Source organism: Geofilum rubicundum JCM 15548 (assembly GCF_000974365.1).
Lineage (GTDB): Bacteria > Bacteroidota > Bacteroidia > Bacteroidales > Marinilabiliaceae > Geofilum > Geofilum rubicundum.
In genome coordinates, this window is the sequence record NZ_BAZW01000027.1 from 30,223 (window position 1) to 45,705 (window position 15,483).

The following is a 15,483-nucleotide window of genomic DNA, read 5'->3' on the forward strand; positions in this document are numbered from 1 at the left end:
AATGGATAATTTTCACCATACACAAATACCTACTAGGTCTCACAAGCTGGTTGTATTTTATTGTTTATTAATTTTTTACTCCTGTAATTCTCATCAACAAAAGGAAGACCATTATGGTTGGACAAACATGAAAATACCTACCGAACAAGAACCGTATTTTACCAAAATTGCAAAATCAGACTTACATAAACGAAAAACTTTTGCAGGTTTAAATCCGCTGATAACACAACGGTATCTTGCAGAATTGGATTCTGTAAAAGCTTCTGCTCCTTCGTTATCTAATTTAGAGCTGCAGCAAAAATCTGATTCCATTGCCAATGCCTTGGAGATTAGACTTCAGGGACAGTTGCAGTTGTTCGATGACTCGTTATTCATAGCCACTGACTTCTTGCAACAAAACTTTGAACTGTCTATAGAAGCTTTAAATAGTGCAACGTGGCGAGACTCGATATCTTTAGATGTGTTTGAAGAATTTATTCTTCCTTACAAGTTGGCTTATGAGGTTGCTGATACTTGGCGCGATACCCTATTTCGTTTTCACTGCGATCTCACTGACGGAAACCCTGAATTGAGGAATCTGGATTCATTGTACGCTTACCACATGGACAATACTTATTACGGGTTAAAATCGGGGGGAGAATTAAACAGAAACTACCCTTCTGAGCCTAATTTTTCTTGGCTGGCATTCTCAAAGGAGGGAGACTGTGGTAATAGGTGTCGCTATATGATGTATCATCTGCGTGCGGCTGGCGCCCCTGCGACTTATGATTACATACCGGGCTGGGGAAACCGTCCGGTTGCCAGACATGCATACGTGGGGTTGGCGCACCGGGACCAACAGCTCTCCACCTTATTACAGAATGACAATAACCCGAATAATTTGGTGAATGATCTAAATGCGGCCATGTTTACGGGCTATCAATATGTTTTTAATGATGAGGACCTGCCTCTTGGCTTATATGTGCAATATGAAAAAACAATTCCCAAAATTTATCGGGAGACATGGACTGACCAAGATGAGATTGTTGAGATTTATAAGACTGTACCACATGATCAGATTGACAGGACTCTAATCAGGCCCAATATGGTGGATGTTACAACTCAATACCTGAAAACAACGGATATTGAAGTTGGTAAGCCTCTTTTTTGTGTGGGCAAAATGGCGTATTTGGCCACTTTTGATTTGAAGGGCTGGACTCCTGTTGCCTATTCTAAATTCAATTTTTTGGGAAGGGCGCAGTTCAAAGACATGGGTAAAAATATTCTCTATATGCCTATGCTTAAAAATCAACAAAATCTTGAGCCTGTTGGCGACCCATTCATTGTTGAAAATAGTGGTGATAAGCGAATCGTAAAACCCAATTACAATGATGTTGTGGATTTGCATCTAATCAGAAAATTTCCCTTCTTTTCATACGCGGCAGCTCATGCCAGGGATTTTAAAGGCTGTATCATAGAAGGAGCTAATAAGCCTGACTTTAGCGATGCCAGCGCAATTCATACCGTAGATTATTATCCTTTCTTTATGCACCGGGCAACAATTGAAACAGAGGACTCATTCAGGTACATTCGGTTCAGATCTCCAAGCAATAAACCATTCCGTATGGCACAGATGGAATGTTATTCAGGTGAACCTGATAATCTGCAAAAAATTGACAATGTATTATATACCCAAGGAACTCTTACTGGAAACGATGTAAAAGCTTTTGATGGGGATTTAAGTACTTATATGGTTAGAACTGAAGCCGTGTTTGATTTTGGAACACCGAAAACGGTGACAGAGATCCGGTTTTGTCCTCGTAATGACACAAACGGCATCATCCCCGGAAGCGAGTATGAACTATTCTACTGGGATGACGAATGGATTTCAGCTGGTCGTCAGCTTGCCACAGACTATCATCTGAATTATAATAATATGCCTTCTGGAACCATGTATTGGTTAAGATGCCATACCGAAGGCCGCGAAGAAAGAATCTTTACTTACGAAAATGACATCCAAATTTGGTGGTAGCTATGAAAAATCTAAGTTTAACAATCCTTTTGATTACCCTTTATGCCTGTTCCACTTCTCAGGCCGATAACGCTGGTTCGGAAGAAATAGCGCGCATTTCGCATGCAGAGGCAGACATAACTAAAGTTGGTACAGTCACAGTTAATTACGGGAGTTTTGATCTGGAACTCATTAGTAACGGAAGATTGGAAGCCCGTCGAAGGGCATTGGTCCCTTTTAGGGTACAGGAGCAGATTGTTAATGTTGTAGTACTGGAGGGTCAATCGGTCACGGCCGGGCAAATTTTGGGAAGATTGGAACCCTTCACCTACCAAAAACGGCTCGATGATGCCACCAACAGCTACGAACAGGCCCTGATTGATCTGGAAGATCGTTTATTGGGATTTGGCTACTCATTGAGTGATACGGCATCAGTACCTGACAATATTCTAAAAATGGCCAGGATACGCAGTGGATATAACAATGCCCAGTCTGCACTAACTGAAGCCCGGCGTAATCTGTCTCACACCACCATTACAGCTCCCATTAGTGGCGTGATCAGCAATTTGGAAGCGCATGAACAAAATCCTTCTTCCGCTTTTCCCCATTTCTGCGAAGTGCTGGACATCAACACCATGCACTTGGTTTTTCATCTTTTAGAAACAGAAATTGGTCAGGTGAAAACCGAACAACAGGTTGAAATTTTCCCATTTGCCCTTACTGGTGAGACTTTTAAAGGAACAGTAACCAGTATCAACCCTGCTGTGGACGACAAAGGAATGGTACGCATAACTGTCATGGTTCCCAATCCCGGTCGCCGCCTGATGGATGGATGAACGCTCGCGTGCTTCTTAAAAACAAAATCTCAAACACATTAATCGTGCCCAAAGAAGCGGTTTTGTATCGCCAAAACAGACAAGTTGCCTTCATCTACGAAGAAGGAAAAGCCATCTGGAAATATGTTGAAACCAGTCATGAAAACTCTACCCATGTGGCCATAATCGACGGACTGGAAGAGGGAATGGAGGTGATTGTGGAGAATAATTTGAATTTGGCGCATGAAAGCCTTGTTTCAGTTGTCAATCAACAGTAAATAATGATAGTAAAGAGTCATCAATGACCTGCCACAGGGCTTGATGACTGCTAACTGATAACCGAACCATGAAAAACGCCTTCTCCATCAACATCCTGTTTTTGCTATTTACTATCATAGGCCTGGCGCTGGTTTCCCGTTTGCCTGTACAGTTGCATCCACACGTTCAGGGAGATGTCATTAATGTAAACTTTTCGTGGCCGGGTATGGGTGCTGAGGTGTTGGAGCGTGAGGTGACCTCTCCGATTGAAGGTTCCCTTTCGGCTCTTCGGGGTATTCGAAGCATTACATCGAGATCGTATAAGGATAGAGGGGAGGTAACTTTAACTTTCAAGAAAGGAACCGATATGGATGCTGCACGCTTTGAGGTGGCTTCTCTTATGCGGAGCATCCATTCGCGGTTGCCGCAGGGCGTGCAATTGCCGCAGGTTAGTTACCGGGGCGGTGGTGGAGATGATGATCCGCTGTTAATGGTCTATACCATTAATGGCGAAGGCAGCAGTTACGCATTGCAGGAATACGTTTCGCGCTATGTGGTACCTCGAATCAGTCATCTGAAAGAGATAAGCAGCGTAAATGTTACAGGTGCCACCCCCATGGAGTGGGAGTTGGCTTACGACAAAGAACGTCTCCGCCTGGCAGGGCTGTCGGTCCGTGATCTTCAAAATGGCGTGGGCAACTATCTCTCTCGCAAAGAACTGGGGATGACATCCATTCAAGAGGGAAAGGAGGAGGAGACCATCCACCTAACCTTTACCGGCATGGCGGCCGATTCATTAATATGGGACGATGTAGTGGTGGGTAAATCGGACAAGCGCATTCTCCATCTCGCCGATGTGGCAACCCCAAAGCTCAAGGAAACTCTTCCGCGCTCCTACTTCCGGGTGAACGGATTAAACACGGTCTATTTGGTAATTCACTCCGTACAAGGAGCCAATCAGGTGACACTGGCCGGCAATGTGCAGACGGCAATTCAAGAGTTATCGCACGCATTCCCGCCCAACTTCTCTATGCTGGTGAATTATGATGCTTCGGAACACATCAATACCGAAGTCCAAAAAATAACTTCCCGCGCCTTGCTGGCCATCATTATTTTGTTGTTGTTTGTTTTGTTCATAAGCAGACGATGGCGCTATCTCTTCATCATTGCCCTGAGTCTTGTGGCTAACCTCAGCATAGCGGTCATATTCTACTACTTTCTTGGCATAGAAATTCATCTTTACAGTCTGGCAGGAATTACCGTATCATTGGGAATGATTATTGATAATACCATTGTGATGGCCGACCACCTCCGTCACTCCGGTAACCGTAGCGCTTTCCTTGCTATTTTGGCGGCCACACTCACCACCATGGGGGCCATGACTGTTATTTTCTTTCTTAAAGAGGAACAACGTCTTAATTTAGTCGATTTTGCCATAGTCATGCTTGTGAATTTGAGCGTGTCCCTTGCTGTGGCGCTCTTTTTTGTACCGGCACTAATGGATCAATTGCCCATTAAAACCGTCCGAAAAGCCAGACTGATTCGTCGCAAGCGCAGGGTCGTGAAAACTACGCTTTTGTATGGCCGGTTTCTTAGTTTTGCCTTTCGCCGGCGATGGGCACTTATCCTGATATTTGTTTGGGGGTTCGGACTTCCGGTATTCTTTTTACCCGATAAAATTGAAACCAAAGGGGATGAGGAACCGGCCTGGTATGTAGAGTTGTATAATAAATCGCTGGGCAACCAAACCTATGTCAATAATGTAAAACCTTGGGTTAACAAGATTCTAGGCGGCAGTTGGTACTATTTTTCCAATTACTACTCGGGTAGTAATTTTAACTGGGACGATTCCCGTACAAGGCTTTGGGCACGTGGAAGCATGCCCGATGGTTCTACGATTCACCAAATGAATGAGGTTTTTATTGGGTTGGAGAATTACCTCGCCGGATTTGATGAGGTGGAAATGTTTACTTCCAACATTCACAGCATCGACCATGCCACCATTGAAATCTCCTTTAAGGAAGACCATGAGCGGGGTACATTTCCGCACCAGTTAAAAAATGAACTAATTCGGCAGGCTATAGGAATTGGGAGTGCAGACTTTTCTGTCTATGGAGTGGGACAAGGCTTTAGCAATGCCTCTTACGATGGAATGCGAAATAACCGTCTGCAATTGAGGGGCTATAATTATGATTTATTGTTGCAACAAGCCGATCAGTTCAGGGATACGTTGTTACAAAATCCCAGAATTCAGGAAGTCATAGTTCAAACCGGCGTTTCCTGGCGCGGAAAGCCGCGCTACGAATTTGTAATGGGGCTTAACCGGGATAGGCTGGAAGAGGCAGGTAGCTCACTCAGAAATCTGTTTGCCAATTTATTGTACGTCACGCTCAACGACCAGAATGCCGGTTACATCCCAGGTAAGGATGGGATGACGGCCATCAGGCTTAGGGAAACCAACAAGGGTACCACATCTGTATGGGACATGGAAAATAGTTTGCTGCAATCTTCTGAAGCCAATTTTAGATTAAAAGATGTGGGATGGCTCACCCGGGAGAGGACCGGGAGTGTCATTCGTAAACACAACCAACAATATGAACTGAATGTGGAATATGATTTTATCGGACCCTGGGAACTTAACCGCAGGGTAAGGGAGAGGTATCTGGATCAGATCCAAGAGGAACTGCCTATGGGCTTTTCAATTCATGATGTTAGTGGCGGGGGAGGCTGGAACAGGGATGAAAAATCACAGTACTGGCTGTTGCTTCTGGTATTGGCCGTCATTTTTGTTTTGTGTGCCATTCTGTTTGAATCTCTTTTGCAACCTTTGGCTGTTGTTGCTTCCATCCCAGTTGCCTTTATAGGTCTGTTTCTTACATTCGCCATTTTTAAAATCAATTTTGATCAGGGGGGATATGCAGCTATGATACTTTTGTGTGGACTTACTGTGAACGCCGTGCTATATATCATCAACGATTATAATAATTTAAAAAAACGAAGGAGTAATCAATCAAAATTGCCACTGTTTTTAAAAGCTTTTAATCACAAAATCATCCCTATTTTGCTTACCACACTTTCTACCATCTTGGGATTATTGCCTTTCCTGATGGCAGGAAAAGAGGAAGGTTTCTGGTTTTCATTGGCCGCCGGGGCAACTGGAGGTTTAATGTTTTCAGTGTTGGCGGTGGTGGTTTGGCTGCCCTTGATTTTGATAAAGAAGAGAAGTGTCGTTAAACAGGGTTAGGTTCGCAGAGATAACTTAGCTTTTTACAGAGAGATACTATGATAAAATTCTTAATTCACAGACCCATTGCCGTCATCATGACCTTTGTTGCCATCCTCACATTGGGGCTGGTTGCTTCCGGACTGTTACCGGTGTCCCTTATGCCGGATATCGACATTCCTGAAATTACCATTCAGGTCAATCGTCCCGGAGAATCGGCCCGTCAGGTGGAGGAGGGCATTGTTGCCCCCATGCGCTACCATCTGATGCAAGTTCCCCATTTAGATGATGTGGTCAGTGAAAGTCGGGATGGACGTGCACTCATCCGCCTCAGATTCAGTTTTGGAGCAGATATCAACTATGCCTTTATTGATGTCAATGAAAAGGTAGATGCTGCTATGCGAAATCTGCCACCGGAAATGGAGCGACCAGCCATAATAAAAGCCTCGGCCTCCGATCTGCCGGTATTTTACATCAATCTTTGGAAGGAAGGTGCGGATGAAACTGAATTCATGGAATTGAGCGATTTGGCACGTTCGGTTATGATCAAACGATTGGAACAGCTGCCTGAAGTGGCCATGGTAGATGTTACTGGTCATCTGGAACCGGAACTCTACATTGAGCCCAATGAACCCCTGCTTAAATCCCTTGGACTAACGCATCGGCACATTACTCATGCCTTAGAAGAAAACAATTTGTCGCTGGGCTCACTTCAGGTGGCTGATGGGCAGTATCTGTTCAATATACGCTTTTCCAACGCATTACGGACTGTTGAAGATGTAAAGAATATTCGGCTCAGAGTTGGCCCAAGGTTAATGAAACTACAAGAACTGGCAACCATTGGGATACGCTCACGCCAACAGGAGGGTGCTTTCCTTACCGGGGCAGAACCCGCTCTTTCTATGGCAGTCATTAAGCAATCCGATGCCCGTATGGACGACTTGAAAAACAGTGTACACGAGATGCTAAACCGTTTTGAAAGAGATTATGCCGGTGTTAAATATCAGATCATTCGCGACCAAACCGCGCTTCTTGACCACTCCATAAGTAATTTAAAAGTCAATTTAATTTTTGGAGGAGCACTGGCCTTTCTAATTCTTTTTTTCTTTTTAAAGGATGCCCGGGCTCCGTGGCTCATTGGAATTTCCATCCCGGCTGCATTGATTATCAGTCTTCTTTTTTTTCATCTTGTAGGCATCTCTATTAATATTATTTCGCTCTCCGGTTTGATTTTAGGCGTGGGCATGATGATTGATAACTCCATTATTGTCATCGACAACATTACGCAACATACAGAGCGGGGTGAATCATTGGCTCGGGCCTGCATCAAAGGGACGAATGAGATCTTTCGTCCCCTGATATCATCTGTTTTAACCACTTGTGCGGTTTTTATTCCATTGATATTCCTCAGCGGAATATCAGGAGCCCTCTTCTACGATCAGGCCTTGTCGGTAGCCATTGGTCTTGTGTCATCACTTATCGTTTCCATTACCCTGATACCTGTTTTATATCATCTTTTTAGTGTAAGAGCTGAGAAGCGAGGCAAACTGGTATAGGAAAAGTAAGCAGAGCTCTTCAAAAACTTAATTTGTTCAAAACAGAAAACTTATATGAAAAAGGTTTCAATTGGGTTTTCAAGTTCCGAAAAATAGTCATCGCGGCTTTTCTTGTATTAATAATACCTGGTTTTTTGTTAGGGTGGAAGATGCCCAAAGAAAGATTCCCCTCGTTTAATCAAAGTGATGTGTTTGTTAAAATCGATTGGAATGAACGCATCAATTTGGATGAAAATATTTTACGTTTAGAAATCATCAATTCAGGCGTTTCGAACTTGTCACAAATTGGGAATAGTTATGTGGGTACCCAAAAGTATATGCTCCATAAAGACATGGACCAGTCCGTATCCGAGGCATTGCTTTATTTTTCGGGCAAAACACCGGAGGATATTACCAACATCCAAAAGGTAATCACAGATATAATCAATACAAACTGGACATCTGCCATTGTATCCTATCAAATGCCTGAAACCATATTTGAAAAACTCTTTCAGCAAGAAGAGGCCTTTCTGGTTTTAAAAATCAGTAATAATCAGGAAAGAGGTATTCCGGATTTAGACCGGATGAACCATATCACTGCTGATCTCAGTGAAAAATTTCCTGATGCAGGAATTATGCCTCGGGCTTCCGAAAGTTATATAGAAGTAAGCGTATTGCCCGAAATGCTGGCCCTTTACGATGTTGAGCACAGAGCCTTGTATGAAAGGCTTCGTGCGGCACTTAATGCTTGGCAAGTAGGTGTTCTGCACACCGGCTCTCAATACGTTCCTATGGTTATTGGGAATTCTCCGCTCCCTGTTAACCAAATGCTAAACGAATTAATGGTGGTCAACAGGTACCAATTGGAAATTCCTGTGAAAACCCTGGTCAATACCCGGATTAAAGACGATTACAAAACCCTTTTTGGAAGTAATGAGGGGGCTTTTGTCCCCATTGATGTCCACTCCATACCCGGAAATAACGCACCGCTTTGGATGGCCCAAATCACAGAGCAACTGAAGAGTGCCTACGATATAGACCCAAGCTTTGCCGGAAGTTGGTTCTCATCGCGACAATTAATTCGTGAATTGGTAATTGTCATGCTCATCTCCTTGTCTTTGCTCTATTTTATTTTGGCAGCCCAGTTCGAATCACTGCGCCAGCCATTGATACTGCTTTTGGAGGTTCCCATTGACATCGCGGGAGCCCTTTTCCTTTTATGGATTTTTGGGGGTACCATCAACATCATGTCCATGATTGGAATTGTGGTCATGAGTGGAATCATAGTCAACGACTCCATTCTAAAAATTGATACCATTAACAGGTTGCAACGTGAAGGAACGCCCATGCTCGAAGCAATAAAAGAGGGTGGACACCGACGTCTTAAACCGATTATTATGACAAGCATAACAACCATTCTGGCGCTGATGCCGGTGATTTGGGGCAGTGGAATGGGCAGCGAACTGCAAAAGCCATTGGCCCTGACAGTTATTGGCGGCATGTTTCTCGGTACCATTGTGAGTTTGTATTTTATTCCCTTGTGTTATTATTATTTAATGAACTTCAAACCCCATATTTCAAAATAGTATGAAACTGAAATCAATACTTATAATTATTTTTTTTCTTCATCAACTTGCTTGTTTTTCACAGGGAACCATTCGTCTGACCTTAGATGACGCCTTGGAACTGGCTGGACAGCAATCATTACAATCATTTCTCAACACCCATTATTATATGGCTGATTATTGGGCATATCGCAGCTACCGGGCAGATTATCTGCCTTCGGTCACTTTGCGAGCCAATCCGCTGACCTATTCTAACGCGTCCCAATTGCGTTACAATTCCCTTAAACAAACCGATGAGTTTATCCGTACCGAGAATTTGAGTTCAGATCTGAATCTTATTATTTCTCAGAAATTGTCTGCAACAGGAGGAACGTTCTTTGTTCGGTCAGAACTGGGCCGAATAGAAAACTATGGAGATAATCCCTACACCCAGTATGCTTCTGTGCCTTTCAGAATTGGTTATTCGCAGCAACTATTCGGATTTAACTCCATGAAATGGCAACGTCAAATAGAGCCTTTGAAGTTTGAAAAAGCCAAACTTGAATATCTGCAATCTGTAGAAGAGATGAACCTCTCAACTGTTCGATATTTTTTTGCCATGATACAGGTTTCAATTCAAAAGGAAATCGCCCTGTCTAATATGGAAAATACCAAAAATCTCTTACAGGTAGCATACAGGCGTTTTGAACTGGGAACTGTTTCCCGGGAAGAATTACTGGATTTACGTTTGTCGGAGAACAACGCAGCCATCGTTCTGCAAGAAGCTCACCTCCACTACCGTGAAGCTAAAGAAAACCTACTTAACTTTTTGATGTTGCCGATTGATATTGATTTAGAAATTGATTTGCCTTTAGATATACCGGTCAATGAAGTAAACGTTCGACTTGTTTTGGAAAAGGCATTAAACAATAACCCGGAAATATTGAAAATGGAACAAGATGCTTTGGAAAACCGGCGAAATGTTGAGCAGGCAAAAACAGCACGCCACTTTCAGGCAGATGTTAACATGTCCTATGGTTTGAGTAAGAATGACGGAACATTGAGTAATGTTTACAGTCCCGAATTTGACAATTACCAACAACTTTCGGTGGGGGTGAATATTCCTATTTTAGATTGGGGTCGTAGCAAAGGACAATACCAAATGGCCCGGTCGCGTCAACAAGTGGCTGAAATAGCCAACCAACAATCTCTTCAGCAAATCGAACAAAATTCCATCACCCGCGCTATTGCTTTTAATATCCAAAAATCACGTGTAGAATCGGCTGCCTTATCCGACACGCTGGCAACTGAGAGTTATGAATTAACCATGACCCGTTTTCAAACCGGACAAGCCGATGTGCTTAGGCTTACTTCTTCTCAAAATGCCAAGGACAATGCCCGTTTACAATACATTAATGCGATTGCTGATTATTGGCAAAGCTATTATTATCTGAGAAGATTGACCTTGTATGATTTTGAAAGAGGGGTGGAAATTGTGTTTGATGAGGATGGATTGTTGAAAGGGGAGTAAGGTTTGGGATGGAGCGTATCTAATTAAATTAAACAACTGTGAAAACAATAATTAGAAGTCTTATCATTGTTCTTTTCGTTTTGCACCTGATTCTCAGCATTTGGTGGATGGCCATTTTTTTGGCGTTTGTGTGGTTTGTTTTTTGGCTGTCCTCCTCATCAGCCAAGATCTCCCAAAAATTCAGGAAGCAAACGGTCGTTGTTTATTCTCTGATTTTGACAGGTGCCATACTAGCCGCCATATTGTTTCGGGTTCTGTTTTTTTCAGTGTTCATGATTCCTTCGGGCTCAATGGAACGAACCATCATACCGGGGGATAAAATCTGGGTCAATAAGTTGGTTTACGGACCAAGATTACCATACTCGCCCTACGAGATTCCATGGGTAAACATATTATTTTGGCTGGCAGAAGATAAAAAGCCGGATGTTGAGAAAGGATGGTGGGGGTACAAAAGGTTGAAAGGGTATCGCCAACCAGACCGGGGGGATGTGGCAGTTTTTAACCATCCTAAAAGCAAGGATATTTTTATTAAGCGCATAACTGCAATCCCCGGAGATACGCTAAGTATTAATAATGGTAGAGTTGTTGTTAATCAGGTGGTTCAAAAGGATGCCCCGTATGTAACATATTTTGCTCGTGTGGAACATGATAATTACAACTTGGTTAGACACTTGTTAGACAGTCTGAATATAAAAACACATAAGAGGATGCATTCAGACCACTTGAATGGTTACATGACCAGAAAAGAAATGGAGCTATTATCTAATTGTAGATCAGTTATATCAGCTGAAATTGAACCTTTACGTCCAGACACTGCCTGGCGCGTTTATCCAAAGCGAAAACAAATATTATGGAATATAGATAATTACGGACCTTTTGTGATTCCTCAAAAAGGAATGCAAATCACGCTCAATAGACATACGGTATTGCTTTACCAACAAATAATTAAACAATTTGAAGGTGTAGAGATAAAAGAATCAGGAAATCATTTTGCCGTAAATGATATTCCTTTCGAAACTTACACATTTACCCGAAATTACTATTTTGTGATGGGCGACAATCGCCACGACAGTCAAGACTCCAGGTATTTTGGTCCTGTTCCGGAGTCCGAACTTATAGGCAAAGCTCCTTCATTATTTTTTCTTCAGATCATGGAAGATTTGATGCATCCCGAATATTCAAAACACTTAATCATTAAGGTGGAATGGTGGTTATTTCAGCCAACTTTCGAAATTATGACTGTTGATCACTTCAAAAGAGGCATTGGGATAATTGGTTAAAGGCAGGTGAATCTGGAAGGCCTGGTAGATGGATTCGTCTAAAAAATTAAATTGCTACATGGTTACCAAATAGGGTAACTTTTTCTATCTTTGTAAAGTATGAGAATAATAAAAGAATCAACTTTAACCGAATATTGCAAACAAAGCAAATTTCAGCAAGCTGAAGCGTCTTTAAAAGCTTGGGTTTACGAGGTTCGGTTCTCAACATGGAACAATGCAAATGAACTGAAAGCAAAATACGGCAATGCAGTATTCTCAGTTCAAAAAGAGTAGTGTTCAACCTAAAAGGCAACGATTACCGCTTGATTGTTGACATAGAATATAAGTTGAAAATAGTCTTTGTTGTCTGGTTCGGAACACATAAAGAATACGACAAAATAGACGCAAAAACAGTAAGCTATGCAAATTAAAATATTGAAAACAGAACAAGAATACAACGAAGCATGTGAACGCATTTACACTTTGATTAATAGCAAAGAAAATGCAATAGAACCCGAGAGTCCGGAAGGTGAAGAAATGGAGCTTTTATCTTTACTTGTTGAAAAGTATGAGCAAGAGCATTATCCGGTTGAAGCACCAAATCCGATAGAAGCCATCAAATTTAGAATGGAACAGATGAATTTAAAACAAGCTGATATTGCGCCATTGTTTGGAGGAAAAACCAGAGTGTCGGAAGTTTTGCATGGAAAACGTCCATTGACTTTGAAAATGATAACTCTATTAAACAGATACTTAGGTGTACCTTTAGAATCATTGGTTGCCGGCAATAAAGAAGTGAAACTGGAGCCAGAAAAAAGAGATAAGCTTTTAAGTATCGAATCTGTTAAAGAATACGTTTCAGGTTCAAGAGCAGCAATGATTTAAACCCCACAAACCTGCACGTCCCACAACAAATAAATTCATTTCAGCCAACGCTCAAAATTATGCCTGTTGATCACTTCAAAAGAGGCATGGGGATAAGTGATAAGTCCTCCAAAATGGTTGTTGTATGATAGTCTTTTGTATTCCTGTCATTTCCTTTTCCCGGCCCAGAGTATGCCGCCTTGAAGGTGTTTGACGAAAAAGGGATGCTTGTATAAGTGGTGTTCATGCCCCAGAGCCGTTTGAAAAACGCGGCCTTGGCCCATGGTGTTGGTCCGGACAAGGGGATGATCGCCCATTCGGTGTTGAGTGCGGAAACCTACGGATGCCCAATGCTTTTGCCTCTGCGATGTCGGCCTCTACTTTAGCGACAAAGGTTTGCCGATCAAGGGAGGACTGCGACCCATACGAATAACCTCAGAAGGGGTGATATGTTTAAACGTCTATTGGCGGGGATGTCCATGCAGGATCTTTTTTTTCGGCTCGTTTTAATCGTATCTTTGATGAAAGCCTTTTCAATCAGGGGGCGTCATCTATCTGGATAAAGCGTCTCCTGTGGGCGTAATATAAAGCACGTTGATTATGAACAATGAAAAATTGATAAGGACGGCATTTTGGTTAGCGTGGTAACCATTATTTACAATATCGTTGAAGGCGTTTTTTCTGTTTTTTTTGGTATCACTGACGAAACCTTGGCACTGCTCGGGTTTGGCGTGGATAGTTTTGTGGAGGTATTGTCGGGGATAGGTATTTTGCACATGATTTTACGGATGAAGCGCGCAGGGATAAATGATGTCGCTTCGAGAGACCGGTTTGAGCGTCAGGCGCTAAGAATTACGGGTACCGCCTTCTACTTGCTGGCAGGGGGCTTAATAGTGGGCTCTGCATTGAATCTGATTACCGGTGCTAAGCCGGAAACGACTACTGTCGGGATTGTGATCTCGGTCTTATCCATATTGACCATGTATGTCTTGATGACCTGGAAAATGCGCATTGGCAAGAAACTGAAGTCGGATGCCATCATGGCGGATGCCAATTGTACGAAAACCTGTTTTTACCTGTCGTTTATTCTTTTGGCATCCAGTGGATTGTACGAGTTGCTGGAAATCGGGTGGTTGGATGTGTTGGGTTCATTGGGTGTTACCTGGTTTGCATTTTCTGAAGGAAGGGAAGCTTTTGAAAAAGCCAGAAGTAACGAATTGAGCTGCTCTTGCCATTAATTTGCGAGGCTGGATACGATCATGGCATATTCAATTTGTTGAATTCTTTGCTCAGCTTTTACTTGCGCACACAGTGTTACATTTAGTATTTATGCATGATTGGTTAAAATAGCAAATTTGATCAAGAAAGTTGAAAGCCATTTTGTGCCAAACAAAGGCCCTGTCATTTCCGCTTCCCGGCCCATAAAATGCCGCCTTCGAGGTGTTTGACGAAAAAGGGATGCTTGTATAAGTGGTGTTCATGTCCCAGAGCCGTTTGAAATACGCGGCCTTGGCCCACTACGGAATTATGCCGTGACGGAATCCTTCCGTTTTTGAAAAAGCCAGGACCCGCAAGGTTCCGGGTTTTGGGATAGGCAGACGACAGAGGTTACGAGTAGAAAAATGGCAGTGATTAAAAGCGATTTTTTCATAGGTTGTTGGTGTTTAAATGGCGAGGAGGTTCTTTGCCGCGAGGGACCAGCTTGTGCGCTTAGTCACAGTTGCCATCGAGATCGCAACTATCGCCTTGGGTGAATTCGATGTTGATAGGGATGGGGCTTTGTTGTTCTTCGTTATAGGCCTTTGTCAGCATGTCTGTAAAGGTCTGACTGTCATAGCTGCCTGAAATGACGTACTGGCGGTTAACCAAAAAGTGTGGAATCATCCGGATGCCCAATGCCTTTGCCTCTGCAATGTCGGCCTTTACATCAGGGACATAGGTTTGCCGATCCAGAGCGCCTTTAAATGTTTCGGTACTCAAGCCCAGTTCTTCCACCAGCTGCAAAAGCGTGGCGTCCTTGTCTATATCCTGGCCATCTATAAAATAGGAGCGGAAAAGGAGTTCTTCGGCCTGGCTCTGTAAGCCATGTTTTTTGGCAAAATGGGCCAGTTGATGGGCCTTCAGGGTGTTGGACGGAATGACTTTGTCCAGATTGTAGTGCAATCCCACCATGGCGGCCTTCTGTGTGGCCCCCTCACTCATGGTGGCTGCTTCTTCCAGACTGACAGATTTACGTCGTGCCATATAGGCGGTAAGATTTAAGGTGCCATCGTTTTTCAGCTCGGGATCGAGCTGAAAACTCTTCCAGATAACTTCCACTTCATCCTTATGGGCAAATTTTGCGAGTCCCGCCTCAAACTTCCGCTTACCAATGTAACAGAAGGGGCACATGACATCTGTCCATATCTCAACCTTCACTTTTTTGTTATTCATAACTTATTATGGCTTCTTATTTTTATTTAGT

At 42.9% G+C, this 15,483-nt stretch carries 14 protein-coding genes and 1 pseudogene; 12 read left to right on the forward strand and 3 right to left on the reverse strand.

The window, feature by feature from the left end; all coding sequences use genetic code 11:
- The first annotated feature begins 1 nt into the window (after position 1).
- The 11 genes from JCM15548_RS12395 (at position 2) to JCM15548_RS12440 (ending at position 13,040) form a co-directional block, all read left to right on the forward strand.
- Positions 2–2,011 (forward strand): hypothetical protein, encoded by a 2,010-nt coding sequence (locus tag JCM15548_RS12395; protein WP_157482728.1) that lies wholly within the window; start codon positions 2–4, stop codon positions 2,009–2,011.
- 2 nt (positions 2,012–2,013) lie between these two features.
- Positions 2,014–2,826: an efflux RND transporter periplasmic adaptor subunit gene (locus tag JCM15548_RS12400; RefSeq protein ID WP_062125802.1), complete on the forward strand. Its 813-nt coding sequence runs from the start codon at positions 2,014–2,016 to the stop codon at positions 2,824–2,826.
- 44 nt (positions 2,827–2,870) lie between these two features.
- Positions 2,871–3,083 (forward strand): permuted SH3 domain-containing protein, encoded by a 213-nt coding sequence (locus JCM15548_RS12405; RefSeq protein WP_062125805.1) that lies wholly within the window; start codon positions 2,871–2,873, stop codon positions 3,081–3,083.
- A gap of 68 nt (positions 3,084–3,151) precedes the next feature.
- Complete coding sequence (locus tag JCM15548_RS12410) at positions 3,152–6,307, forward strand: efflux RND transporter permease subunit (RefSeq protein ID WP_062125807.1); 3,156 nt, start codon at positions 3,152–3,154, stop codon at positions 6,305–6,307.
- A gap of 38 nt (positions 6,308–6,345) precedes the next feature.
- Positions 6,346–7,842, forward strand: a complete 1,497-nt coding sequence (locus JCM15548_RS25565; RefSeq protein WP_083985121.1) for an efflux RND transporter permease subunit — start codon at positions 6,346–6,348, stop codon at positions 7,840–7,842.
- Between the two features lie 32 nt (positions 7,843–7,874).
- Complete coding sequence (locus tag JCM15548_RS25570; protein ID WP_062125810.1) at positions 7,875–9,407, forward strand: efflux RND transporter permease subunit; 1,533 nt, start codon at positions 7,875–7,877, stop codon at positions 9,405–9,407.
- Position 9,408: 1 nt separating this feature from the next.
- The gene (locus tag JCM15548_RS12425; protein WP_062125812.1) at positions 9,409–10,896 is read left to right on the forward strand and encodes a TolC family protein; all 1,488 of its coding nucleotides are present in this window, start codon (positions 9,409–9,411) and stop codon (positions 10,894–10,896) included.
- A gap of 107 nt (positions 10,897–11,003) precedes the next feature.
- Complete coding sequence (lepB, locus tag JCM15548_RS12430; RefSeq protein WP_157482730.1) at positions 11,004–12,176, forward strand: signal peptidase I; 1,173 nt, start codon at positions 11,004–11,006, stop codon at positions 12,174–12,176.
- A 99-nt stretch (positions 12,177–12,275) separates the two neighbouring features.
- Positions 12,276–12,449 (forward strand): type II toxin-antitoxin system HigB family toxin, encoded by a 174-nt coding sequence (locus JCM15548_RS24035; protein ID WP_227625769.1) that lies wholly within the window; start codon positions 12,276–12,278, stop codon positions 12,447–12,449.
- Positions 12,449–12,586 carry a type II toxin-antitoxin system HigB family toxin gene (locus JCM15548_RS26360; RefSeq protein ID WP_369403700.1) on the forward strand — a complete coding sequence of 46 codons (138 nt, stop codon included), beginning with the start codon at positions 12,449–12,451 and terminating at the stop codon, positions 12,584–12,586. The genes JCM15548_RS24035 and JCM15548_RS26360 overlap by 1 nt, the downstream gene beginning before the upstream one ends.
- A complete protein-coding gene (locus JCM15548_RS12440; RefSeq protein WP_227625770.1) occupies positions 12,576–13,040 on the forward strand; it encodes a helix-turn-helix domain-containing protein in 465 nt (154 codons plus the stop codon). Before JCM15548_RS26360 ends, JCM15548_RS12440 begins: the two co-directional genes overlap by 11 nt.
- Positions 13,041–13,186: 146 nt before the next feature.
- On the opposite strand, the pseudogene JCM15548_RS21165 reads toward JCM15548_RS12440, so the two are convergent.
- A pseudogene (locus JCM15548_RS21165) lies at positions 13,187–13,354 on the reverse strand (ThuA domain-containing protein); the annotation flags it as partial.
- Between the two features lie 306 nt (positions 13,355–13,660).
- On the opposite strand from JCM15548_RS21165, the gene JCM15548_RS12445 reads away from it, so the two are divergent.
- On the forward strand, positions 13,661–14,257 hold the full coding sequence (locus tag JCM15548_RS12445; protein WP_227625773.1) for a cation efflux transmembrane domain-containing protein: 597 nt from the start codon (positions 13,661–13,663) through the stop codon (positions 14,255–14,257).
- 163 nt (positions 14,258–14,420) lie between these two features.
- On the opposite strand, the gene JCM15548_RS24045 is transcribed toward JCM15548_RS12445, so the two are convergent.
- Positions 14,421–14,537 (reverse strand): ThuA domain-containing protein, encoded by a 117-nt coding sequence (locus JCM15548_RS24045; protein ID WP_227625771.1) that lies wholly within the window; start codon positions 14,535–14,537, stop codon positions 14,421–14,423.
- A 192-nt stretch (positions 14,538–14,729) separates the two neighbouring features.
- Positions 14,730–15,452 (reverse strand): DsbA family oxidoreductase, encoded by a 723-nt coding sequence (locus JCM15548_RS12450; RefSeq protein WP_062125830.1) that lies wholly within the window; start codon positions 15,450–15,452, stop codon positions 14,730–14,732.
- Between the last annotated feature and the right edge of the window lie 31 nt (positions 15,453–15,483).

Coding starts and splice junctions, on each gene's coding strand:
- JCM15548_RS12395 (WP_157482728.1), top strand. CDS start 2: ATGGATAATTTTCACCATACACAAATACCTACTAGGTCTCACAAGCTG.
- JCM15548_RS12400 (WP_062125802.1), top strand. CDS start 2,014: ATGAAAAATCTAAGTTTAACAATCCTTTTGATTACCCTTTATGCCTGT.
- JCM15548_RS12410 (WP_062125807.1), top strand. CDS start 3,152: ATGAAAAACGCCTTCTCCATCAACATCCTGTTTTTGCTATTTACTATC.
- JCM15548_RS25565 (WP_083985121.1), top strand. CDS start 6,346: ATGATAAAATTCTTAATTCACAGACCCATTGCCGTCATCATGACCTTT.
- JCM15548_RS12425 (WP_062125812.1), top strand. CDS start 9,409: ATGAAACTGAAATCAATACTTATAATTATTTTTTTTCTTCATCAACTT.
- lepB (WP_157482730.1), top strand. CDS start 11,004: ATGGCCATTTTTTTGGCGTTTGTGTGGTTTGTTTTTTGGCTGTCCTCC.
- JCM15548_RS24035 (WP_227625769.1), top strand. CDS start 12,276: ATGAGAATAATAAAAGAATCAACTTTAACCGAATATTGCAAACAAAGC.
- JCM15548_RS12440 (WP_227625770.1), top strand. CDS start 12,576: ATGCAAATTAAAATATTGAAAACAGAACAAGAATACAACGAAGCATGT.
- JCM15548_RS12450 (WP_062125830.1), bottom strand. CDS start 15,452: ATGAATAACAAAAAAGTGAAGGTTGAGATATGGACAGATGTCATGTGC.